Consider the following 20,377-nt stretch of genomic DNA (forward strand, 5'->3'; position numbering starts at 1 on the left):
CTAGTACAGTAAAAGTCCGTGGCGCAGACGAAACACATCTTCGTAACCGGCGGCGTGGCCTCTTCCCTCGGCAAGGGCCTGACCGCATCGAGCCTCGGACTCCTGCTTCGATCGCGCGGTTTGCGCGTGACGATGCAGAAGCTCGACCCCTATCTGAACGTCGATCCTGGGACGATGAACCCGTTCCAGCACGGCGAGGTGTTCGTCACCGACGACGGGGCCGAGACGGACCTCGACATCGGCCACTACGAGCGCTTCCTGGATCAGCCGCTGTCGGCCAGCGCGAACGTGACGACCGGCCAGATCTACAGCGAGGTCATCGCCAAGGAACGCCGTGGTGAGTACCTGGGCGACACCGTGCAGGTGATCCCGCACATCAGCAACGAGATCAAGCGCCGGATGCGCGCGCAGGCCTCGTCCGACGTCGACGTGATCATCACTGAGATCGGCGGCACGGTCGGCGACATCGAGTCGCTGCCGTTCCTGGAGTCCGCGCGGCAGGTGCGGCACGACGTGGGGCGCGACAACGTGTTCTTCCTGCACGTGTCGCTGGTGCCCTACCTGGCGCCGTCCGGTGAGCTGAAGACCAAGCCGACCCAGCACTCGGTGGCCGCGCTGCGTCAGGTCGGCATCCAGCCGGACGCGCTGGTGATCCGCAGCGACCGTCCGGTGCCGCCGGAGATGAAGCGCAAGATCTCGCTGATGTGCGATGTGGACGCCGAGGCCGTCGCGAACGCGGTGGACGCTCCGTCCATCTACGACATCCCCAAGGTGCTGCACCGTGAGGGCCTGGACGCCTACGTCGTCCGCCGGCTGGGACTGGCGTTCCGAGACGTGGACTGGACCGACTGGGACGAGCTGCTTCGGCGGGTGCACGAGCCCGAGCACGAGGTCGAGGTCGCGCTGGTCGGCAAGTACATCGACCTGCCGGACGCCTACCTGTCGGTGACAGAGGCGTTGCGCGCCGGTGGTTTCGACCAGGACGCCAAGGTCCGGCTGCGCTGGGTCGCCTCGGACGAGTGCAGCACCGCGGACGGCGCCCAGCGTGCCCTCGGCGGGGTGGACGCGATCTGCGTCCCCGGTGGCTTCGGGGTGCGCGGCATCGAGGGCAAGCTCGGCGCGCTGCGCTGGGCCCGCGAGCACCAGGTCCCGACCCTCGGCCTGTGCCTCGGGTTGCAGTGCATGGTCATCGAGTACGCGCGCAACGTCGCCGGCCTGGCCGGTGCGTCGTCCACCGAGTTCGAGGCGGACAGCCCGAACCCGGTGATCGCGACGATGCAGGAGCAGAAGGCCATCGTCGAGGGCGGCGGCGATATGGGCGGCACGATGCGCCTGGGCGCCTACCCGGCCAAGCTCACCGCCGGCAGCGTGGTGGCCGAGGCCTACCGCGCGACGTCGGTGTCCGAGCGGCACCGGCATCGCTACGAGGTGAACAACGCCTACCGCGGTGAGCTCGAGCAGGCCGGTCTCGTCTTCTCCGGCACCTCGCCGGACGGGGGGCTGGTCGAGTTCGTCGAGCTGCCCCGCGAGGTCCATCCGTACTACGTCTCGACGCAGGCGCACCCGGAGTTCCTGTCCCGGCCGCACCGCGCGCACCCGCTGTTCTCCGGGCTGGTCCGCGCCGCGGTGGACGCCCAGCGTTCGGCGCGGCTGGTCGAGGTGGATCGGCCGCGCGAGCAGGTCGTGGCCGGCGCGTGAGCGAGCGCGAGCTCGCGGACACGTTCACGCCCAACCCGGTCTCGTCGTCCGAGGTCGCCTTCGAAGGCATGGTCTGGGACGTCCGCCGCGAGGCCGTCGACCTGGGACGGGCGGGCACGGTGACCCGCGAGTTCCTCGACCATCCCGGCGCGGTGGGCGTGCTCGCGCTGGACGACGCCGGCCGGGTCGCGCTGGTGCACCAGTACCGGCACCCGGTCGGCATGACGTTGTGGGAGCTGCCCGCTGGGCTGCTGGACGTCGAGGGTGAGCCGCCGCTGCTGGCGGCCCAGCGGGAGCTGGCCGAGGAGGCCGACCTGCAGGCCGGACGGTGGGACGTGCTGATCGACTGGCTGCTCTCGCCCGGCGGGACGTCCGAGGCGTTCCGCTGCTACCTCGCCCGGGACCTGTCACCGGTGCCCGAGCACGCCCGGCACCAGCGTCACGGCGAGGAGCTGGACATGCCGACCGTCTGGTTCGACCTGGACGAGGTGCACGCGGCGGTCCTGGCCAACCGGCTGAGCAGCCCGACCCTGGTGGTGGGGGTGCTGGCCGCGCACGCCGGTCGGGTCAACGGCTGGAGCACGCTTCAACCGGCGGACACTCCGTGGCCGGAGCATCCTCGACTGCGTCCCAAGTCCTAGGGTCAGGCCGACCGGCGCGCCCGCAGCACGGCGTCGTGCGCGCGGATCGGGTCGCCCTCCGGCCCCGGGACGTCGCGGCCGGCCGCTTCGGCCACCTGGACGTGCCAGATCTGCGGGTCCAGGTCCGCGGCGACCTGGTCGGCGGTGTACATCGCGTCCTGCATGGCCTCGACGTTGGCCGGCGTTCGCAGGCCGGTGTCGATGTCGAGCGGGTGGTGACCGACGACTAGCAGGGTGCCGCCGGGGCGAACCGCCTCGGCGAGCCGGGCGAAGAGCGGTCGACGCACGATGGTCGGCTGCTGCATGAACTGCGACGTGACCAGGTCGAAGCTCGCCCGGGGCGGGGCCCACACCCGGATGTCCTCGCGCAGCCAGGTGATGCACGCGGCCACCTCAGCGCCCACCGACTCGGCGTGGGCCCGGGCCCGGTCGATCCCGGCCTGGCTGAAGTCGACTGCGGTCACCGTCCACCCGCGCTCGGCCAGCCACACGGCGTCCGCGCCCTCGCCGCAGCCGACGTCCAGCGCGCTGCCGGGGGCGAGCGGGCCGGCGTGCTCGACGAGCCGCGAGTTGGGCCGCCCGCTCCAGACCGCCTCGGGCGCGCCGTAGCGTTCCTGCCACCAGGGCAGCTCGAACATCTGCGCGAGCTCCGCGTCCTGCGCCGGACCGTGCTGGTGACCGTGCTGGTCTCCGTGCTGGTCTCCGTGATGGTGGACGGGCGGCGAGGAGTTCGTCATGGACAGCAGTGTGCGGAGGCTTGGCTCGTCTTGACAAGTCGCGTTGCCGTTCCGGCAAACTGAGGGCCATGCCCGACTCCAGTGCAGCTGTCCTGGCCGCGGTGCCGCAACGGTTGCGCGCGCTGCGGCACCAGCGCGGTGGCACCCTCGCCCAGCTGGCCGAGACCACCGGGATCTCGGTGAGCACGCTGTCCCGCCTGGAGTCCGGGCAGCGCAAGCCGACGCTCGAGCTGCTGCTGCCGCTGGCGCGCGCCTACCAGGTCGCGATCGACGAGCTGGTCGGCGCGCCCGAGACCGGCGACCCCAGGGTGCAAGGCCGCCCGGTGTCCCGCGGTGGGATGACCTTCGTGCCGCTGAGCCGTCAGCCCGGGGGCCTGCAGGCGTTCAAGGTGATCATCCCGGCTGGCAAGGTGGCGAGGGCCTCCGCGATGGGGTCGCACGAGGGCTACGAATGGGTCTACGTGCTCAGCGGGCGGCTGCGACTGCTGCTCGGCGAGCACGACCTCGTCCTGACCTCGGGCGAGGTGGCCGAGTTCGACACCCGGACGCCGCACGCCATCGGTTCGGACGGCGGCCGGCAGGTCGAGGCGCTGGCGCTGTTCGGGCCGCAGGGTGAGCGGATGCACGTGCGCGCCGCCCCCCGACGAGCCTGACGCTGTTTCCCGTGGCTGCTCAGCTGCCGGTCGAGCGGGGGAGGTCCTCCTCCCAGAACTCGGTCGCGCTGGCCCGGCTCTGGACGTCGCTGCCTGCGCCGTGCAGGTCGACCTCGCGGGCTCGTAGTTCCACCCGGCGGATCTTGCCGCTGATCGTCTTGGGCAGCTCGGCGAACTCGATCCGGCGGATCCGCTTGTAGGGCGCGAGGTTGGCGCGGGCGTGGTCCAGGATCGAGCCGGCCGTCTGCGCCGTCGGCTCGTACCCAGCGGCAAGCACGATGTACGCCTTGGGCACGGCGAGCCGGGTCGGCTCTGGGGACGGCACCACGGCGGCCTCGGCAACGGCGGGGTGCTCGATCAGCACGCTCTCCAGCTCGAAGGGGCTGATCCGGTAGTCCGACGCCTTGAACACGTCGTCCGAGCGCCCGACGTACGTGATGTAGCCGTCGCCGTCGCGCTGGGCCACGTCCCCGGTGTGGTACGCCCCACCGCGCATCGCCTCCGCGTTCCGGTCGTGGTCGCCGCGGTAGCCGACCATCAGCCCCACCGGTCGCCCGGCCGGGCCGTCCAGCGGCAGGCAGATCTCGCCCTCGTCGCCCGGCTGCCCGGTCACCAGGTCAAGTAGGACGACGTCGTAGCCGGGCAGCGGCCGACCCATCGAACCCGGCTTGAGTACCGCACCGGGCGGGTTGCCGATCTGCGCGGTCGTCTCGGTCTGGCCGTAGCCGTCGCGGACCGTCAGACCCCAGGCCCGCTCGACCTGCTCGATCACCTCGGGGTTGAGCGGCTCGCCGGCGCCGACCACCTCACGCAGCGGGATGCGCCCGCGGTGGGCCTCGAGGTCGGACTGCACGAGCATCCGCCAGACGGTCGGCGGAGCGCAGAACGTGGTCACCGCGCAGTCGGCCATCACGTCCAGCAGCGGGCCGGCCGCGAACCGCGACTGGTTCACCACCAGCACTGTCGCCTCGGCGTTCCACGGCGCGAACACGTTGCTCCACGCGTGCTTGGCCCAGCCCGGCGAGCTGATGTTCAGGTGGACGTCGCCCGGCTTCAGGCCGATCCAGTACATGGTCGACAGGTGCCCGACCGGGTAGGACGTGTGGGTGTGCTCCACCAGCTTGGGCTCGGCGGTGGTCCCGGAGGTGAAGTAGAGCAGCAGCGGCTCGTCGGCGCGGGTCGCCACCTCGGGGGTGAAGGAGTCCAGGTGTTCGAAGCTGGCGCCGTAGGAGAGCCACCCGGGCAGGTCGTCGCCGACGGCGATCCGCGTCCAGCTGCCCGGCACCCCCTCGAACTTCGGTACGTCCTCCGATCGGGCGACCACGTGCGCCACGTGACCGCGGTGCACCCGGTCCGCCAGGTCCGCGGTGGCCAGCAGCGTGCTGGCCGGGATGACCACGACGCCCAGCTTGACGCAGGCGAGCAACGTCTCCCACAGCTCCAGCTGGTTGCCCAGCATCAGCAGGAGCCGGTCGCCGCGGTCCACGCCGTGGGCCTGCAGCCAGGCCGCCAGCTGGCTGGACCGGCTGGCCAGCTCGGCGTAGGTCATCTCGGCGCTCGACCCGTCGTCCTCGACCACCTTCAGCGCCGTCCTCGACCCGGACGGCTCGGACCCGGCGACGACGTCGAACCAGTCCAGCCCCCAGTTGAAGTGCTCCAACCGCGGAAGGGCGTACTGCACCGCTTGGTCGTGGTCCTCTCGCGCGAGGAGCAGCTGGTCGCGGGCGGCCCGGAAGGTCTCGTGGCTGTTGTCGTGCTCGCGCAAGGTCATGTCAAGGACCCTGGCACCCACGGCGATGGCATGCAACGGGGCGAGGCATCGCGATCGACGTGGCGGCTCAAGCCGCGCCCGGGTCCTGTCGAACCTTGTGAGGTCGATCCCAGATGCACCAGGAGGACTCATCATGCGCAGCCGTACCGCCGTCGCGGCCGTCGCGACGGTCTGCGCACTGGCCACCGTCCTGCTGTCCGGGTGCGGTCTCGGCGGACTCGCCGACGCACCCCGGGCCGCCGCCGCCGGCGACGTCCCGGCCGGCCCCAGCGCACCGACGCCGAAGGCCACCGCCACCAGGTCGCCGGTCGCCACCTCCAGCCCCACCTCCAGCCCCACCTCCACCCCTGCTGGCACAGCCGGCGGCACCCCCGCCGCCAGCGCCGGCGCGACGGCATCGGTCGCACCGAGCTGGCCGAGGGCGCTCGGCGAGCCGTCGCAGGGCGACCCGGTCTGGGCGGTGTACCTGGCCGTGGGCCACAGCGTCAACGACCCGGCGCTGCAGCAGGCGACGGCGCACGCCGCGGCCGTCGGCTACCGGGCAGTCGTCGGCGACGTGGCCTGCGACGACGGGGCGACCCAGGCGCTGGGTCTGGACCAGTACGACTACTGGTCCGGCGCGACCCTCTACTTCGCCACCGAGAAGCAGGCCCGCGGTTTCGCCGCGGCCTACACCGCGGCGGCAGCCGCGCCGGTGGGCCTGACCCAGGTCAACGTCGGCTGCCTGGACTGAGCGGCCGGGTGCCCACCCGGGTCACCACCGAGGCGGCGGCCCGGCACCCCTGCGACAGTGCGGTTCCGGTCGGCGCACCGCCCAGCGCGGCGTCCAGGTACGCGGCGGCGAACGCGTCGCCGGCACCGGTGGTGTCGACCACCGGGCCGGGCGCCGGGCAGGCCGGGACGCCGACGCTGGCCGAGCCCTCGCGGGCCCAACCTGCGCCGGCCGCACCCAGCTTGAGCACTACCTCGCGGTAGCTGCCGGTCAGCCGGGCCAGGGCGAGCTCGCGGTCCCGGGTGCCGACCAGCACCTCGGCCTCCTCCAGCGTGCAGAAGACCAGATCGGTGCCGTCGGTGAGCCGCAGGAACTCCTTGCCCCCCAACGCCTGCAAGGGCGCGGCACTCGCCACGTCCACCGAGGCGGGCACGCCGGCGGCCCGCGCGGCCGCCAGCGCGGCGGTGCCCGCGTCCCGCGAGCCGGGGTTGAGCAGCGTGTAGCCGGACAGGTGCAACCAGGAACAGGTCTGCACCGAGCCGGTCGCGACGTCGTCCACGGTCAGGCCGGAGTTGGCGCCGGCGTCCGGCAGCATGGTCCGCTCGCCGTCGGCGCCGACCAGCACGACGACGGTTCCGGTGGCGCGCAACGGGTCCCGGGCCACCCGGACGTCGACGCCACCGTCCCGCAGCACCTGCACGGACTCGGTGCCGAAGGGGTCGGTGCCGACCCGTCCGACGAAGCGCACCGACCGGCCGAGGGCGGCCAGCCACGCCGCGACGTTGGCCCCGGCGCCGCCCTGGTGGGTCTGCACGTGGGCGGCGGTGTCCGAGCCGAGGGCCAGCGGGTCGTCCACCCGGGCCACCACGTCGGTCATCACGTCGCCGAGCACCAGCACGGGCTCGGCCGCGACGCTCATCCGGCCACCGCGTGCGCGAGCGCGATCTGTGCCGCCAGCCGGGCGTTGCGCAGGATGATCCGGGTGTTCACCGCGAGGCTGCGTCCCTGGGTGTCCTGGTGGAAGCGGGCCAGCAGGTACGGCGTCGTCTCCTTGCCGTGCACGCCTTCTGCGTCGGCGCCGGCCAGCGCCGCGGCCAGCACGCGGTCGTGCAGCACCGGATCGAGCTGTTCGTCCTCGGGCAACGGGTTGGCCACGACCAGCCCCGCGCGGTCGGTGCCCAGCGCCGCCCGGGCGCGCATCACGGCGGCCACCTCGGCCGGGTCGTCCACCCGGTGCTCGACCGGGTGCCCCGAGTCGGTCAGATAGAACCCTGGGAACCTGTCCGTGCGGTAGCCGACGAGCCCGATGCCCAGCGTCTCCATCCGCTCCAGGGTGGCGGCGATGTCCAGGATCGACTTCACCCCGGCGCAGACCACCGTGGTCGGCACCCGGGACAGCGTGACCAGGTCGGCGGACTCGTCGAACGTCGTGCTCGCCCCTCGGTGCACACCGCCCAGCCCGCCGGTGGCGAACACCGCGATCCCCGCGCGCGCCGCCAGGTGCGCCGTGGACGCGACCGTGGTGGCGCCGTGCCCGCCACGGGCCGCCACCACGGCGAGGTCGCGCACGCTGACCTTCAGCACGCTGTCGTCGCCGGCCACGGTGGCCAGCGCGTCGTCGTCCAGGCCGATCCGCACGCGGCCGGCGACCAGCGCCACGGTGGCCGGGACCGCCCCTGCGTCGCGGACCGCCTGCTCGATCTCGCGGGCGACGCGCAGGTTGTCCGGCCGGGGCAGGCCGTGGCTGATGATCGTCGACTCCAGTGCCACCACCGGTGCGCCGTCGGCGAGCGCGTCGCGAACCTCGTCGGACAGCGTGATCATCCACAGCTCCAGATCATGTGCGGCAGCCTAACCAGCGACGGGGCTAGGCTCGCTGCGTGCCCACGAGCGACCCGCCGTACCCCGCTCACTGGGAGGCGGACGTCGTGCTGCGCGATGGTGGGGTGGTGCACCTTCGGCCGATCCGGCCGGACGACGCCGAGGCGGTCGAGGCGTTCCACGCCGGGCAGAGCGCGGAGTCCATCTACCTGCGCTTCTTCGCTCCGCTGCAACGGTTGTCCGAGCGCGAGCTCGAGCGGTTCACCCACGTCGACCATCGCGACCGGGTCGGTCTGGTCGCCACGCTGGGCGACGCGATCGTCGGCATCGGACGTTACGACCGGCTGGAGGGCAGGACGGCGGAGGTCGCGTTCAACATCTCCGACGCCCACCAGGGCCGGGGCATCGGTTCGGTGCTGCTGGAGCACCTGGCCGCCGCGGCGCGCGAGCGCGGCGTGCGGCGTTTCGTGGCCGACGTGCTGCCGCAGAACCGCAGGATGATCGGGGTCTTCAACGAGGCCGGCTACGAGGTGAGCCACCGCTACGAGGACGGCGTGATCGCCCTGGCGTTCGACATCTCGCCCTCGGAAGACTCCGACCAGGTGCGCGAGGCCCGCGAGCACCGCTCCGAGGCCCGCAGCATGCAGACCCTGTTCAGTCCCTCGTCGGTCGCCGTGGTGGGGGCCAGCCGCGACCCGGACGCCATCGGCCACCGGCTGCTGCAGAACCTCATCGAGGCCGGCTTCACGGGGCGGCTGTACGCAGTGAACCCTGAGGCGTGGGAGGTCCAAGGGGTGGAGAGCCACACCCGGGTCACCGAGATCCCGGACCAGGTCGACCTGGTCGTCGTCGCGGTGCCGGCCGAGGCGGTCGGTGGGGTGGTGGCGGACTGCGGCGCGGCCGGCGTGCGTGGGCTGGTCGTGGTGAGCAGCGGGTTCGCCGAGACCGGCGACGGCGGGCGCGCGCTGCAGGTCGAGCTGGTGCGCACCGCGCACAGCCACGGCATGCGGGTGGTCGGTCCGAACTCGTTCGGCATCGTGAACACCGACCCGCAGGTGCGGCTGAACGCGTCGCTGGCACCGTCCTTGCCACCTGCCGGGCGGCTGGGGCTGTTCAGCCAGTCGGGCGCGCTGGGCATCGCGGTGCTGGACACCGCCCGTCGCCGCGGGTTGGGGGTGTCCACCTTCCTGTCTTCCGGCAACCGGGCGGACGTGTCCGGCAACGACGCCATGCAGTACTGGCTGGACGACTCGGCCACGGACGCGGTCGGCCTGTACCTGGAGAGCATGGGCAACCCGCGCAAGTTCTCCCGGGTCGCCCGCCGGCTGTCCCGCAGCAAGCCGGTGATCGTCGTGAAGTCCGGTCAGTCCAGCTTCGGGGTGCCGCCGGGGCACACGGTGCGCGAGTCACGGCTGCCCCGGGACGCGGTCGACCAGATCCTGCACCAGGCCGGGGTGATCCGGGTGGACAACATCCACCAGCTGTTCGACGTGGCGCAGCTCGTCGTGCACCAGCCGTTGCCGGCCGGCCCGCGGGTCGCGGTGGTGACGAACTCGGCGGCGCTGGGCGCGCTGGCGGCCGATGCCTGCTCGAGCTGGGGGCTCGAGGTGGTGCACGGCCCGGTCGCTGTGCGTCCCGAGGCGAGTGCGCAGGAGTTCCGGGCGGCGCTGGCCGAGGCGTTCGCGGCGCCGGACGTGGACGCGGTGGTCGCTGGCTTCATTCCGCCACTGGTCACCGTCGACGCGGACGTCGCGGTCGCGCTGGCGGAGGTGGCGGCCGAGGGCGACAAGACCTGCGTCGCAACGTTCCTGGGGATGCACGGGGTGACCGAGGCGCTGTCGTCGTCCTCACGCACCGTGCCGGCGTACCCGACGCCGGAGGACTCGGTGCGCGCGCTGGTGTCGGCGACCCGGTACGCCGAGTGGCGCGGCCGGGACCGCGGCCCGCGGGTGGCGCCCAAGGACCTACAGCGCGAGCGGGCCCGGGAGCTGGTCGAGCGGCTCACCCCGAGCGACCCGGACGGCGTGTGGCTGTCCGAGGAGGACGCGACCGACCTGCTGTCGGCCTACGGGATCGAGGTCTGGCCGGCGTACCCGGTGCAGACCCCGGACGAGGCGGCGGCCGCCGCGGAACGGGCCGGCTACCCGGTGGCGCTGAAGGCGACGGCCCCGCTGCTGCGGCACCGGGCCGACCTGGGTGCGGTCCGGCTGGACATCGGTCGCGAGGCCGAGCTGCGCGGCGACCTGGGCGAGATGCAGCGTCTGCTGGAGCGGCACGGCCCCGGCGAGTTCGTGGTGCAGGCCATGGCTCCGGTCGGCGTGGCCTGCGTCGTGCGCTCGGTCGAGGACCCGCTGTTCGGCCCGATCGTCGAGTTCGGGGTCGGCGGTCCACCCGTCGAGCTGCTCGGGGACGTCGCCCGCCGCAGCCCGCCGCTACGTGAGGGGGACGTCGCCGACCTCGTCCGCGGCGTGCGCGCTGCACCCTTGCTGCTGGGGTACCGGGGCGCCGAGCCGGTGGACGTGGACGCCCTGGAGGACGTCGTGGCCCGGGTGTCCGTGCTGGCCGACGACCTGCAGCAGGTCGCCGAGCTGGAGCTCAACCCGGTGATCGCCGCACCGGAGGGGGTGACGGTGCTCGGGGCCACGGTGCGGCTGGCTCCGCCGCCGGTGCGCACGGACGCCGACACCCGTCGACTCCCCGGCTGACCGATGCAGGCGGGATGGGTTGCCCTATCGCGGCGCTGCGTACACATGTGGGCAGATATCGCCACCGGTGTACCATCACGGTATGACCGGATCTGCGGCCCACCACGTGGGGACGCGCGAGCTGCGCGATCACCTCAGCAGCGTGCTTCGTCGAGTCGAGGCCGGCGAGCCCATCACGGTCACCGCTGCGGGTCGGCCGGTGGCCCAGATCGTTCCGGTCCAGTCGGGGCGCTGGACACCTCGGTCCGAGGTGCAGCGGATCCTCGTGACGTCGCAAGCCGACCCGGGCCTCACCCAAGACCTTGACGAGCTCGCCGGCGACGACCTCGATGACCTCGATGACCTCGATGACCTCGACGACCTCGACGACCCCGACGACCCCGACGACCCCGACGACCCCGCATGACGCGTCAACGAGGGCTGCTCGACACCTCCGTGTTCATCGCGCGCGAGTCCGGGCGTCCGGCCGACCTCGGGGCAGCTCCCGACGAGCTCGCCGTGTCCATCGTCACGATCGGCGAGCTGTGGGCCGGCGTGCTGGCGGCACCGGACACGGCCACGCGGGCGCAGCGCATGCGAACCGCCTCCGACGCCGCGACCGTGGCCACGGTCGAGATCGGCGTCGAGGTCGCGCGTGCGTGGGCCCAGCTACGGGTTGCGTTGCGCGACGCCGGTCGGCGGATGAAGGTCAACGACTCCTGGATCGCTGCCACGGCACTGGCCCACGACGTTGCCGTGGTGACCCAGGACGGCGACTTCGACGATGTGCCTGGTCTGTCCGTCATCCACGTCTGAACGGTCGGCGTCGCCGACCACAGGCTGTGGTCGGGCGCACCCGCCGCGGGTGGGATGATGTCGTGATGCGCAAGACCCCGAGCCTGCCCACCACGCTGCGCGAGGACCTCGAGCACGCGGGGTATTACCCGGACCTGGTGGCCGACGTGCTCGACGTGAGCGTCGCGGCGGAGCCCACGGTCGGTCACCTCGTGCACGCCGAGACGACGTTCGACCACGATGTCGTCCGCCGGCACATCACCGTCCTGGTGCTCACCGACACCCGGTTGGTCGTCGTGCACGCCGACGACCACGCGCCGGAGCCGCCGGACGGCCCGCAGCAGACGTATGCGACGGCGGCCACCGAGGCGGTCCCGCTGGCTGCGGTCAAGTCAGTGGTGGTCACCCACGTGGTGCCGAGCCCGGAGACCTACCGGGCGGGCGAGGGCTCGCGAGAGCTCACCCTCACCATCGGCTGGGGCGGAGTCAGCCGGCTCGACCTCGAACCGGCCGGTTGCGCGGACCCGGACTGCGAGGCCGACCACGGCTACACCGGTACGGCCAGCACGGACGACATCTCGCTGCGAGTCTCCGCCGACGCGGACGGCGAGGAGGCGCTGCGCCGGGCGCTGGACTTCGCGCGGGCGCTGTCCGCAGCCACCGCCGGTCGCCCCGGGTGACCGAGCCCGGCCTCATCGCCCCGCAGTACGGCTGCGACACCCTCGCCGACCTGATGCCCGCGGTGGCGGGCAGCCTGGGCGTGGCGCTGCCCGGCCGCGAGCCGGTCGTCGATCGGCTCGCCGGGCCGCTGCGGCTGCGGCCCACCGACCGCGCCTGCGTGCTGCTGGTCGACGGTCTGGGCGACGTGCAGCTGCGCGAGCGGGCCGGGCACGCCCCGTTCCTGCGCGGCCAGCTGGCCCGCACCGGCACCTTGGCGGCGGGGTTCCCGACGACGACGGCGACCAGCATGGGCAGCTTCGGTACCGGGCTGCCTCCCGGGGCGCACGGGCTGGTCGGCTACGAGGTCCTGATACCCGAGCGCGACGAGCTGCTCAACGAGCTGTCCTGGGAGCCGCCGATCGACCCGCGGCGCTGGCAGCCCGAGACAACGGTGTTCCAGCACGCGGCGGCGGCAGGGGTCGAGGTGGTGCGCATCGGGCCGGGCTTCTTCGACGGCTCCGGGCTTACCGAGGCCGCGCTGCGTGGTGGCCGCTTCGTCGCGGCTGACTCCCTGGAGGACCGGGTGGACGCGGCGATCGCCGCCCTGCGCTCGTCCTCGCGCTGCCTGGTCTACGTCTACTGGGGTGACGTCGACAAGGTGGGGCACGTCAGCGGCGCCGGGTCCTGGGAGTGGGGCGAGGAGCTGGCCCGGGTCGACCTCGCGGTACGCACCCTGGCCGCTCAGCTGCCGCGAGGTACGACGTTGCACGTGACCGCGGACCACGGCATGGTCGACGTGCCACACCACCAGCGGATCGACCTCGCGCACGACGGCGAGCTGGCCCGCGGCGTCCGGCACGCCGGCGGGGAGCCGCGCTGCCCGCAGCTGTACTGCGAGCGCGACCAGGCGCCGTCCGTGCTGGCCACCTGGACCGAGCGGCTCGGTGACCGGGCAGAGGTGCTGTCCCGCGGCGACGCGATCGCCCTGGGCCTGTTCGGCCCGGTGGCCGTGCACGTGCGTGAGCGGATCGGCGACGTCGTGGTGATCTGCCGTCCGGGACTGGCGGTGGTCGACTCCCGGCGGATGCGCCCCGCCCTGCTGGCGCTCGTGGGCCTGCACGGATCGTGGACACCGCAGGAGTCGCTCGTGCCCTTGCTGACTCTGGACGGACCCTCGTGACAGGATTCTGCGGTGGCTGAGCTCGTGTTCTTCTCCGGGACGATGGACTGTGGCAAGTCGACCCTCGCCCTGCAGATGAACCACAACCACACGGTGGCCGGCCGGGCCGGGCTGCTGTTCACCCAGCAGGACCGCGCGGGCGAGGCCGTGCTGTCCAGCCGGCTCGGGCTGCTCGGCCAGGCGCTGGAGGTGCAGCACGACCTGGACTTCTGGGAGGTCGTGGTCTCGCACCGGATGGCCGGCGAGCGGGTGGACTTCCTGATCTGCGACGAGGCCCAGTTCTACGACACCGAGCAGATCGACCAGCTGGCCCGACTGGTCGACGAGATGGGTGTCGACGTCTTCGCCTTCGGGATCACCGCGGACTTCCGCACCCGGCTCTTCCCAGGGTCGCAGCGGCTGATCGAGCTGGCCGACCGGGTGCAGGTGCTGCAGGTCGAGGCCTTGTGCTGGTGCGGCGCCCGGGCCACCCACAACGCGCGCACCGAGGACGGGGTGATGGTCGTCGAAGGCGCCCAGGTCGTCGTCGGGGACACGAACGTCGGCGCCAGCGAAGTCGGCTACGAGGTACTGTGCCGGCGCCACCACATGCGCCGAATGACGCGCTCCGCCGCACACGCTGCAGCGTTGTCGCCGGACGTGCTTCCGCTCGACCTCGACATCTGCCCCGTCCCGCCGCCGCGCGGGGCAGCGAGCACAGCGACGGGATAGTCGTGGACGCCGCAGGCTGGGACGCCCGGTACGCCGACGCACCGATGGTCTGGTCGGCCGGTCCGAACGCGCTGTTCGCCTCGGTGGTGGCCGACTGGACGCCCGGCCGGGCCCTGGACGTGGCCAGCGGCGAGGGCCGGACGGCGATCTGGCTGGCCTCGCGGGGTTGGCAGGTCCGGGCCGTGGACTTCTCCGCGGTCGGCGTGGACAAGGGCCGCGAACGCGCTGCGGCACAAGGACTCTCGGTCGACTGGGTGGTCGACGACGTCACGGCGGCAGAGCTCGGCTCCGGCTTCGACCTGGTGGCGCTGCTGTACCTTCAGCTCGAGCACGCGCAGCAGGCCGCTGTCGTCTCGCGGTGCGTGCAGGCGCTCGCACCCGGCGGGCGGCTGGTGGTGGTCGCGCACGACCTGGACAACCTCGAGCAGGGCGTGGGCGGCCCGCAGGACCCGTCGGTCCTGCCCACCGTCGAGCTGCTGCGGTACTGGGCCCGGGAGGCGCACGTGGAGCGAGCCGAGCAGGTGCACCGGCAGACCGAGGCCGGAACTGCGATCGACGTCCTGATGGTGGCCCGGCGATGAGCGAGCAGCCGGACGCCGCGGCCGCCGTCGATCGGGTGGCCGGGCTGCTGCGCGCCAGGGGTGACCGGATGACCGGCCCCCGACGAGCGGTGATCACCGCGCTGGCCGCCCGGCGTACCCACCTGACCGCGGACCAGGTGGTGTCCGCGGTGGCCGAGCAGGACGCCTCGGTACACCGCGCGTCGGTCTACCGCACCCTGGAGACGCTGAGCGCGCTCGGCGTCGTCCAGCACGTGCACGTCGGGCACGGGACGACGACGTACCACCTCGCTGGGGACCATCCGCACCTGCACGCGCAGTGCTCGGCGTGCGGCGCCGTGCTGGACCTGCCCGGGTCGCTGCTCGACTCGGTGTCGGCGCGGCTGCTGGCCGAGCACGGCTTCGAGCTGGACCCGTCCCACGTGGCCCTGTCCGGGCTGTGCGCGGACTGTCGGGGCCGGCGATGAGCGGGCCTCGGCCGCTGCCCTCGGCCGCACCGATCCGGCAGGTCGGCGACCCGGTGCTGCGCACCCCGACGGCCGCCGTGCTGGAGTTCGACGACGACCTGCGCGCGCTGGTCGACCGGATGTGGGTGTCCATGCACGCGGCCCGTGGGGTGGGCCTGGCGGCCAACCAGATCGGGGTCGGGCTGTCGGTCTTCGTGTTCGAGGTGGACGACGAGTCCGGCGTGGTGGTCAACCCGACGCTGGTCGAGACGTCCGGGGGCGTGATCGTGGAGGAGGAGGGTTGCCTGTCCGTCGTCGGTCAGGTCTTCGAAACCGCGCGCCACGAGTTCGCGGTGGTGACCGGGTTCGACGTCGAGGGCAATCCGGTCCAGGTGCGCGGCGAGGGACTGCTGGCCCGCTGCCTACAGCACGAGACGGACCACCTGAACGGCCTGCTGTACCTGGACCGCCTCAGTGGGCGTGATCGCCGGGCGGCGATCAAGGAGGCCGCCGCGCGCGAGTCGCGCGAGGCCACCCGCGGCGCCTTCGGCACCTTCTGAGGCGGTTCACGGATCCGCATGGGTGATCAATCTCGGCTGATCGACTGGTGGCGTACGGCGGCCGGTAGGGCATGCTCGAGACATCGACCAGCTCCCCGTTCCGCAGGCCGCCGCCGACGGCCGACCCGAGCTGCGCGCCGACTGCGGCCGCTGCGCGGGGCTGTGCTGCGTCGTCCCGGCGTTCACTGCTTCGGCGGACTTCGCGATCGACAAGCCGGCCCGGCAACCATGCGTCAACCTGCTTGCCGACTCGCGGTGCACTATCCACGACAGCCTGCGCGACAACGGTTTCGCCGGCTGCACGGTGTACGACTGCTTCGGGGCCGGGCAGCACCTCGTGCAGTCGACGTTCGGTGGGCGCACCTGGCGTGAGGGGCCTGAGCTGGCGGAGTCGATGTTCGCCTCGTTCGGGGTCATGCGCGACCTGCACGAGCTGCTCTGGTACCTGGACGACGCCCTCGGCCGCGAGGCGGCGCGGCCGCTGCATGAAGAGATCGCCCTTGCGCGAGACGAGATCGTCGAGCTCACCCGGCTGGACGCGGCGGCGCTGGTCGCGATGGACAGCACCGCGGTGCAGCGCACGGTGACGCCGTTGCTCACCTCCACCAGCGAGCGGGTCCGGTCCGGGGTCGCACGCGGGGACGACGACGAGCTGCGCGGCGCCGACCTGTTCGGCCGGGACCTGTCGGGCGCAGACCTGCGGGGTGCCAACCTGCGCGGCACCTACCTGATCCGGGCGGTGTTGTGCGACGCGGACCTGCGCCTGGCCGATCTGATCGGCGCCGACGTACGCGGTGCGGACGTCGCCGGCGCGGACCTGTCGACGGCGCTGTTCCTGACCCAGTTCCAGGTCAACGCGATGCGGGGCGACCTGGGAACCGCACTGCCGCACACGCTGCAGCGCCCGAGCCACTGGTCGTCCTGATGGCCGAGGTGGTGAAGGTGGGGCTGGTGCACGTGCAAGATGGCCGACTGCTGGTGGCCCGCAACGAGGGACGGCAGCTGTTTTACCTGCCGGGTGGCCGCCAGGAACCGGGGGAGTCGGACGCCGACACGCTCTGCCGTGAAGTGCTCGAGGAGCTCGCGGTAGTGGTCGACCCGACCTCCATCCGACCGGTGGTCACGGTGGAGGCCCCGCGAGACGGGACCTTCGGCTCGCTGCAGATGCGTTGCTACACAGCCGTTTTCACCGGCACGCCGGTTCCGAGCCACGAGGTCGTCGAGCTGGCTTGGGTGAGCGCGACCGACGGGTCGCGGGTCACCGCCGCGGAGCGGGCGCTGATGGTCGAGCTGACGGCCGCCGGGCTGCTCTGACTCCTGACGCCCGCGGTCGGCCCGTCATGGGGACCAGGGCGCGTCGCTGGTGCGCACCGACCCACCGGCGGCCAAAGCCTCGTCCACCGCGAGGGCCAGCAGGTGGTCGTGGGCGCCGTCCGCGAGGGAGTACGGCGGCGGACCCTCGCCGCGCACCCAGCTGCCCATCTGCTCGAGCAGCGTCGCGATCGCGATCTCCTCGTCGTTCCACCGCCGGCCAGGGTAGGGGTTGCGGTACAACACCTGCGAGCCGCACGAGAGGTGGTCGGTGTCGAAGCCGTCCAGGTCCAGGTCGTAGCCGGTCTGCCGTCGCACGAGCGGTGAGCGGACGACGGTCTGCGGTCCGTCCAGTCGGATGACCTCGTCGTCGCGCACCTCGCCGTGCGTGCCGCGCACCAGGATCCGGCGGAACCGCAGCTGGTTGTGCCACTGGTTGTCGGTGAAGTCGTAGACCCCGGACCGGCCTTCGCCGAAGTCGAACGTGGCGATGGTCGTGGTCGCCGGCTGGGCGGCCCCGTCGTGCGTCCAGCCGTCGCGGTCCTGCGGCTGGACGAGTGGTGCCACGAAGCTGCTGGCGCGGACCGTCGCCGCCACGCGGCCGACGCCGAGGTACCCGCGGATCAGGGACAGCGCGTGGTACTGGTGCGTCGAGGAGACCTGGACCTGGGTCGGGGTGCCGATGGCCCCGGACCGCACCAGGGCCAGCCGGGCGGCGTGCGAGGGCAGCAGCAGGTACTGCTCGGCCACCTGGACCAGGCCGCTGGCACCCACGTCCTGCCACAGGGCGTGCAGCCCGTCCAGGTCCGGTGCCGGCGGGGTCTCGGCCAGGACCGGCAGTCCGGCCTCGACCGCCGCGCGGACCACCTCCGGCGTCACCGGCCAGGGCACGGCGGTGACCACGAAGTCCGGTCGGGCCTCGCGCACGCACTGCGCCAGCGAGCTGAACGTCGCGACATCCAGCGGGCGCGGCGACCGGACGACCGCACCGACGCAGTCGAGCGAGTCGAGGCTGCGCCCCAGCCGCCAGAAGTACTCGGCCCGCCAGCCAGCGCCGACCACCACGAACCGGGTAGGCGTCGGGTCACTCACCGGTAGCGCTCATTGATCGCCATCTGCGCAGGATAGGCAGCGTTCGCAGCCGCCACCAGACCAGCCGCCCGGCCTGGGCCAGCATCGCCCGGCGGCAGGGGCCTACCCACAGGTGGAAGGACTCGAACCGGTGCACCCCGGGCTGGTCGATGAACCGGTGCGCGGCGGCCTGCACCTGGGCGAGCTGCTCCAGCGACATCGCCAACGGTGCCTCGTCCGGCTGGTACGTCGTCCCGGTCGGGTAGTCGCGGCCGGGACGGTTCGACATCTCGATGTGGCACCCCAGGACGTGCCGGACCGCGCGCCCCTCGGTGAGGGCCACCAGCCGGTCCAGGCTCGCCGCGAACTGCGTCGGGTCGCGCACGTACAGCCGGCCGGGGTACACCGAGTCGCCGGTCAGCAGCAGCCCGGTGCAGTCGTCGTAGAACGCCAGGTGGGCCCGGTGGTGGCCCGGGATCGCGAGCACGTCCAGCACCCGGCCGCCGAGGTCGAGGAAGCGTGGGTCGCGCGGCCAGTCGGCGAACCCGAAGAAGTCCGTCACCTCGCGCACACTGTGGCCGACCACGACGGTGCCCGGCCGTCCGACCAGCTGAGGGTCGCCCGCGACGTGGTCGCCGTGCGCGTGGCTGTGGGCCACGACCAGGCGGTACCGGGCCGCCGCCTCGGCCGACAGCCACCGCTCGGTCCACTCCCGGATCAGGCTGTCCACCGTCTCGCGCAGCGGGAACCGCCCTGGATCGGACGTCGCGCCGGTGTCCACCAGCAGCGCGCGCTCGTTGCCGAGGAGCAGGTACAGGAACGGCGCCTCGTAGGTCACGGACTTGCTCTGTCGCAGGATCACGGTGTGTGGGTCGTACCAGTGCACCTGCAGCAGCGGTTCGGCCGGCTGGCCCCGGCGCGTGCCGTGGATCCAACTGGGCGGGAGCTCGCCGTCGGCGGCCGGGACGGTGAAGTCGACGCTCACCGGCGGTTCGCAGACCGGGGTCAGTCGCGCTTCGCGCCGAACATGATGTCGTCCCAGCTGGGAACGCTCGTGCGACGTGCGCGAGAGGCCGCCGACGGACGGTGGCGACCTGCCCGGTTACCGTCGTCGTGCTCGTCCAAGCCCTCGTCCAAGCCCTCGTCGGCCAGATCGTCGGCCAGATCGTCGGCCAGATCGTCGGCCAGATCGTCCGGCAGGTCCTCCGGTTCCTCGGGCACGAGACGGGCCACGTCGGCGGCGGCCGGAATCTCGCCGGTGTCCTCCTGGTCGGCAGGCTTCTCGTGCATCTGTGCCGCGAGCGGCCAGCGCTGGGCCTTGTGGTGCGCCGGCTCGGCCTGCAGGTCGACGACGACCTGCAACCCGCCGTCCTCGGCATCCAGCGACCGGAGCGCGGCTTCGACCTCGCTGTCCGCCGGGTGCGCGGCTGGCGGGTCGGCCATCAGGGCTGGGTCCAGCTCCAGCGGCTCTGCGACCGGCGGCCGCCGACGTCCGGCCGGGTGCTTGGCGCCGGGCACGTCAGCCGGGTCCACCGGTTGCCCGGAGTGGCGACGGGTCGTGGTGCGGTGCAGGTCGCGCTCGCGTCGGCGCGACCGCATGGCCGTCATCAGGTCGAGCGGGTCGTCCGTGCTGGTGCGTTCGGTACGCACCGGCGGGCCGTCCACCCCGCCGTCCGCCTCGATGTCGTACAGGCTGCCGGTGGGTACCGCGGCCAGCCGGACCGAACCGAGCGGCCCGTCCCCGTCCGGTGCCTGCTCGCTGAGCCAGCGTGCCTCGTCGTCGGCCGGCACGACCGTGCGGGCCGCGGGGTCGAAGTGCCAGCGGGCCTGGCGCTGGCGGCCGCCGGCCGGGAAGGTCAGCACCACGGTCCACGGACCGTCGTCCGTGCGCCAGCTGTCCCAGGTCACCGAGTCGGCGTCGACGCCACGCCCGGCGAGCCGGCGGGACACCTCGGTGCCGAGCGTCACCTGCTCCGCGCCGCGCCGGCGCAGGGTGATCGCGCGGGCCAGGTCGGCGACGTGGGCGCGCTCGGCGAGCACCGGGCCCTCGTACCGCCGGACCCGGTCCAGCGGCCAGCCGCAGGCCGCGGCGACGTCCTCCGCGGTGGCCCCGGCACGCACCCGCGCCTGGACCTCGCGCGGCCGCAGGCCACCACCCATCTCGATCTGCAGCTGTCCGAGGTGGGCGCGGTCGCGCCGCACCGCGGCGCGCAGCGCCTCGTCGACGGACAGCAGGAATCGCTGGCCCTCGGCGTCGCCGAGCACCAGGTGCTCGCCGTCGTCATGGACCCCGACGAGTCGCAGGTCGTGCATACCGGATCCTCCATCTCGTGGCAGGTCCGACTCTGCCACCGCCCGCGCCCGGA

General features: G+C 72.9%; 22 protein-coding genes. 15 read left to right on the forward strand and 7 right to left on the reverse strand.

Translation table 11 applies throughout. The features are described 5' to 3' along the window. Positions 1–18 precede the first annotated feature (18 nt). Complete coding sequence (locus ACPPVT_RS09205) at positions 19–1,698, forward strand: CTP synthase (RefSeq protein WP_426566688.1); 1,680 nt, start codon at positions 19–21, stop codon at positions 1,696–1,698. Then, positions 1,695–2,339, forward strand: coding sequence for an NUDIX domain-containing protein (locus tag ACPPVT_RS09210; RefSeq protein ID WP_426566689.1), 645 nt, complete (start codon positions 1,695–1,697; stop codon positions 2,337–2,339). Before ACPPVT_RS09205 ends, ACPPVT_RS09210 begins: the two co-directional genes overlap by 4 nt. A 2-nt stretch (positions 2,340–2,341) precedes the next feature. Here the strand turns inward: ACPPVT_RS09210 and ACPPVT_RS09215 are convergent, their stop codons facing one another. After that, positions 2,342–3,076, reverse strand: coding sequence for a class I SAM-dependent methyltransferase (locus ACPPVT_RS09215; RefSeq protein ID WP_426566690.1), 735 nt, complete (start codon positions 3,074–3,076; stop codon positions 2,342–2,344). A gap of 68 nt (positions 3,077–3,144) precedes the next feature. Here ACPPVT_RS09215 and ACPPVT_RS09220 point away from each other — a divergent pair, with 68 nt between their 5' ends. Further along, entirely contained in the window at positions 3,145–3,729 is a 585-nt protein-coding gene (locus ACPPVT_RS09220; RefSeq protein WP_426566691.1) for a helix-turn-helix domain-containing protein, read from the forward strand. A 19-nt stretch (positions 3,730–3,748) separates the two neighbouring features. Here ACPPVT_RS09220 and ACPPVT_RS09225 read toward each other — a convergent pair whose 3' ends face one another. After that, the gene (locus ACPPVT_RS09225; RefSeq protein ID WP_426566692.1) at positions 3,749–5,500 is read right to left on the reverse strand and encodes an AMP-binding protein; all 1,752 of its coding nucleotides are present in this window, start codon (positions 5,498–5,500) and stop codon (positions 3,749–3,751) included. 133 nt (positions 5,501–5,633) lie between these two features. Here ACPPVT_RS09225 and ACPPVT_RS09230 point away from each other — a divergent pair, with 133 nt between their 5' ends. Then, the gene (locus ACPPVT_RS09230) at positions 5,634–6,233 is read left to right on the forward strand and encodes a hypothetical protein (protein WP_426566693.1); all 600 of its coding nucleotides are present in this window, start codon (positions 5,634–5,636) and stop codon (positions 6,231–6,233) included. Here ACPPVT_RS09230 and ACPPVT_RS09235 read toward each other — a convergent pair. After that, the gene (locus tag ACPPVT_RS09235; protein ID WP_426566694.1) at positions 6,211–7,131 is read right to left on the reverse strand and encodes a carbohydrate kinase family protein; all 921 of its coding nucleotides are present in this window, start codon (positions 7,129–7,131) and stop codon (positions 6,211–6,213) included. The genes ACPPVT_RS09230 and ACPPVT_RS09235 overlap by 23 nt on opposite strands. Beyond that, positions 7,128–8,036, reverse strand: coding sequence for a pseudouridine-5'-phosphate glycosidase (locus ACPPVT_RS09240; protein WP_426566695.1), 909 nt, complete (start codon positions 8,034–8,036; stop codon positions 7,128–7,130). Before ACPPVT_RS09240 ends, ACPPVT_RS09235 begins: the two co-directional genes overlap by 4 nt. 56 nt (positions 8,037–8,092) lie before the next feature. Between ACPPVT_RS09240 and ACPPVT_RS09245 the strand changes: the two genes are divergently transcribed. The 11 genes from ACPPVT_RS09245 to ACPPVT_RS09295 all read left to right on the forward strand — a co-directional run bounded on the left by ACPPVT_RS09245 (position 8,093) and on the right by ACPPVT_RS09295 (position 16,943). Next, positions 8,093–10,738, forward strand: coding sequence for a GNAT family N-acetyltransferase (locus ACPPVT_RS09245; RefSeq protein WP_426566696.1), 2,646 nt, complete (start codon positions 8,093–8,095; stop codon positions 10,736–10,738). An 82-nt stretch (positions 10,739–10,820) separates the two neighbouring features. Beyond that, entirely contained in the window at positions 10,821–11,144 is a 324-nt protein-coding gene (locus tag ACPPVT_RS09250) for a type II toxin-antitoxin system Phd/YefM family antitoxin (protein ID WP_426566697.1), read from the forward strand. Further along, the gene (locus ACPPVT_RS09255) at positions 11,141–11,533 is read left to right on the forward strand and encodes a type II toxin-antitoxin system VapC family toxin (protein WP_426566698.1); all 393 of its coding nucleotides are present in this window, start codon (positions 11,141–11,143) and stop codon (positions 11,531–11,533) included. Before ACPPVT_RS09250 ends, ACPPVT_RS09255 begins: the two co-directional genes overlap by 4 nt. 65 nt (positions 11,534–11,598) lie before the next feature. After that, a complete protein-coding gene (locus ACPPVT_RS09260) occupies positions 11,599–12,192 on the forward strand; it encodes a DUF5998 family protein (protein WP_426566699.1) in 594 nt (197 codons plus the stop codon). Next, positions 12,189–13,352, forward strand: a complete 1,164-nt coding sequence (locus tag ACPPVT_RS09265) for an alkaline phosphatase family protein (RefSeq protein ID WP_426566700.1) — start codon at positions 12,189–12,191, stop codon at positions 13,350–13,352. Before ACPPVT_RS09260 ends, ACPPVT_RS09265 begins: the two co-directional genes overlap by 4 nt. A gap of 12 nt (positions 13,353–13,364) precedes the next feature. Further along, the gene (locus tag ACPPVT_RS09270; protein ID WP_426566701.1) at positions 13,365–14,063 is read left to right on the forward strand and encodes a thymidine kinase; all 699 of its coding nucleotides are present in this window, start codon (positions 13,365–13,367) and stop codon (positions 14,061–14,063) included. A 2-nt stretch (positions 14,064–14,065) separates the two neighbouring features. Further along, positions 14,066–14,644 (forward strand): class I SAM-dependent methyltransferase, encoded by a 579-nt coding sequence (locus ACPPVT_RS09275; protein WP_426566702.1) that lies wholly within the window; start codon positions 14,066–14,068, stop codon positions 14,642–14,644. Next, a complete protein-coding gene (locus tag ACPPVT_RS09280; RefSeq protein WP_426566703.1) occupies positions 14,641–15,090 on the forward strand; it encodes a Fur family transcriptional regulator in 450 nt (149 codons plus the stop codon). Before ACPPVT_RS09275 ends, ACPPVT_RS09280 begins: the two co-directional genes overlap by 4 nt. Beyond that, entirely contained in the window at positions 15,087–15,629 is a 543-nt protein-coding gene (gene def, locus ACPPVT_RS09285; protein WP_426566704.1) for a peptide deformylase, read from the forward strand. The genes ACPPVT_RS09280 and def overlap by 4 nt, the downstream gene beginning before the upstream one ends. Positions 15,630–15,966: 337 nt before the next feature. Next, positions 15,967–16,554 (forward strand): pentapeptide repeat-containing protein, encoded by a 588-nt coding sequence (locus ACPPVT_RS09290; RefSeq protein ID WP_426566705.1) that lies wholly within the window; start codon positions 15,967–15,969, stop codon positions 16,552–16,554. Beyond that, on the forward strand, positions 16,554–16,943 hold the full coding sequence (locus ACPPVT_RS09295; RefSeq protein WP_426566706.1) for an NUDIX hydrolase: 390 nt from the start codon (positions 16,554–16,556) through the stop codon (positions 16,941–16,943). Before ACPPVT_RS09290 ends, ACPPVT_RS09295 begins: the two co-directional genes overlap by 1 nt. Positions 16,944–16,967: 24 nt before the next feature. On the opposite strand, the gene ACPPVT_RS09300 is transcribed toward ACPPVT_RS09295, so the two are convergent. The 3 genes from ACPPVT_RS09300 to sepH are packed head-to-tail and all read right to left on the reverse strand — an operon-like array spanning position 16,968 to position 20,324. Beyond that, on the reverse strand, positions 16,968–18,032 hold the full coding sequence (locus ACPPVT_RS09300) for a Gfo/Idh/MocA family protein (protein WP_426566707.1): 1,065 nt from the start codon (positions 18,030–18,032) through the stop codon (positions 16,968–16,970). After that, complete coding sequence (locus ACPPVT_RS09305) at positions 18,025–18,996, reverse strand: MBL fold metallo-hydrolase (RefSeq protein WP_426566708.1); 972 nt, start codon at positions 18,994–18,996, stop codon at positions 18,025–18,027. Before ACPPVT_RS09305 ends, ACPPVT_RS09300 begins: the two co-directional genes overlap by 8 nt. 20 nt (positions 18,997–19,016) lie before the next feature. Further along, positions 19,017–20,324, reverse strand: a complete 1,308-nt coding sequence (gene sepH, locus ACPPVT_RS09310) for a septation protein SepH (RefSeq protein ID WP_426566709.1) — start codon at positions 20,322–20,324, stop codon at positions 19,017–19,019. Between the last annotated feature and the right edge of the window lie 53 nt (positions 20,325–20,377).

Origin of the sequence: Angustibacter sp. McL0619, assembly GCF_049994355.1 — a bacterium.
Lineage (GTDB): Bacteria > Actinomycetota > Actinomycetes > Actinomycetales > Angustibacteraceae > Angustibacter.

Coding starts and splice junctions, on each gene's coding strand:
- ACPPVT_RS09230 (WP_426566693.1), top strand. CDS start 5,634: ATGCGCAGCCGTACCGCCGTCGCGGCCGTCGCGACGGTCTGCGCACTG.
- def (WP_426566704.1), top strand. CDS start 15,087: ATGAGCGGGCCTCGGCCGCTGCCCTCGGCCGCACCGATCCGGCAGGTC.
- ACPPVT_RS09225 (WP_426566692.1), bottom strand. CDS start 5,500: ATGACCTTGCGCGAGCACGACAACAGCCACGAGACCTTCCGGGCCGCC.
- ACPPVT_RS09240 (WP_426566695.1), bottom strand. CDS start 8,036: ATGATCACGCTGTCCGACGAGGTTCGCGACGCGCTCGCCGACGGCGCA.
- ACPPVT_RS09295 (WP_426566706.1), top strand. CDS start 16,554: ATGGCCGAGGTGGTGAAGGTGGGGCTGGTGCACGTGCAAGATGGCCGA.
- ACPPVT_RS09260 (WP_426566699.1), top strand. CDS start 11,599: ATGCGCAAGACCCCGAGCCTGCCCACCACGCTGCGCGAGGACCTCGAG.
- ACPPVT_RS09235 (WP_426566694.1), bottom strand. CDS start 7,131: ATGAGCGTCGCGGCCGAGCCCGTGCTGGTGCTCGGCGACGTGATGACC.
- ACPPVT_RS09215 (WP_426566690.1), bottom strand. CDS start 3,076: ATGACGAACTCCTCGCCGCCCGTCCACCATCACGGAGACCAGCACGGA.
- ACPPVT_RS09280 (WP_426566703.1), top strand. CDS start 14,641: ATGAGCGAGCAGCCGGACGCCGCGGCCGCCGTCGATCGGGTGGCCGGG.
- ACPPVT_RS09250 (WP_426566697.1), top strand. CDS start 10,821: ATGACCGGATCTGCGGCCCACCACGTGGGGACGCGCGAGCTGCGCGAT.
- sepH (WP_426566709.1), bottom strand. CDS start 20,324: ATGCACGACCTGCGACTCGTCGGGGTCCATGACGACGGCGAGCACCTG.
- ACPPVT_RS09255 (WP_426566698.1), top strand. CDS start 11,141: ATGACGCGTCAACGAGGGCTGCTCGACACCTCCGTGTTCATCGCGCGC.
- ACPPVT_RS09220 (WP_426566691.1), top strand. CDS start 3,145: ATGCCCGACTCCAGTGCAGCTGTCCTGGCCGCGGTGCCGCAACGGTTG.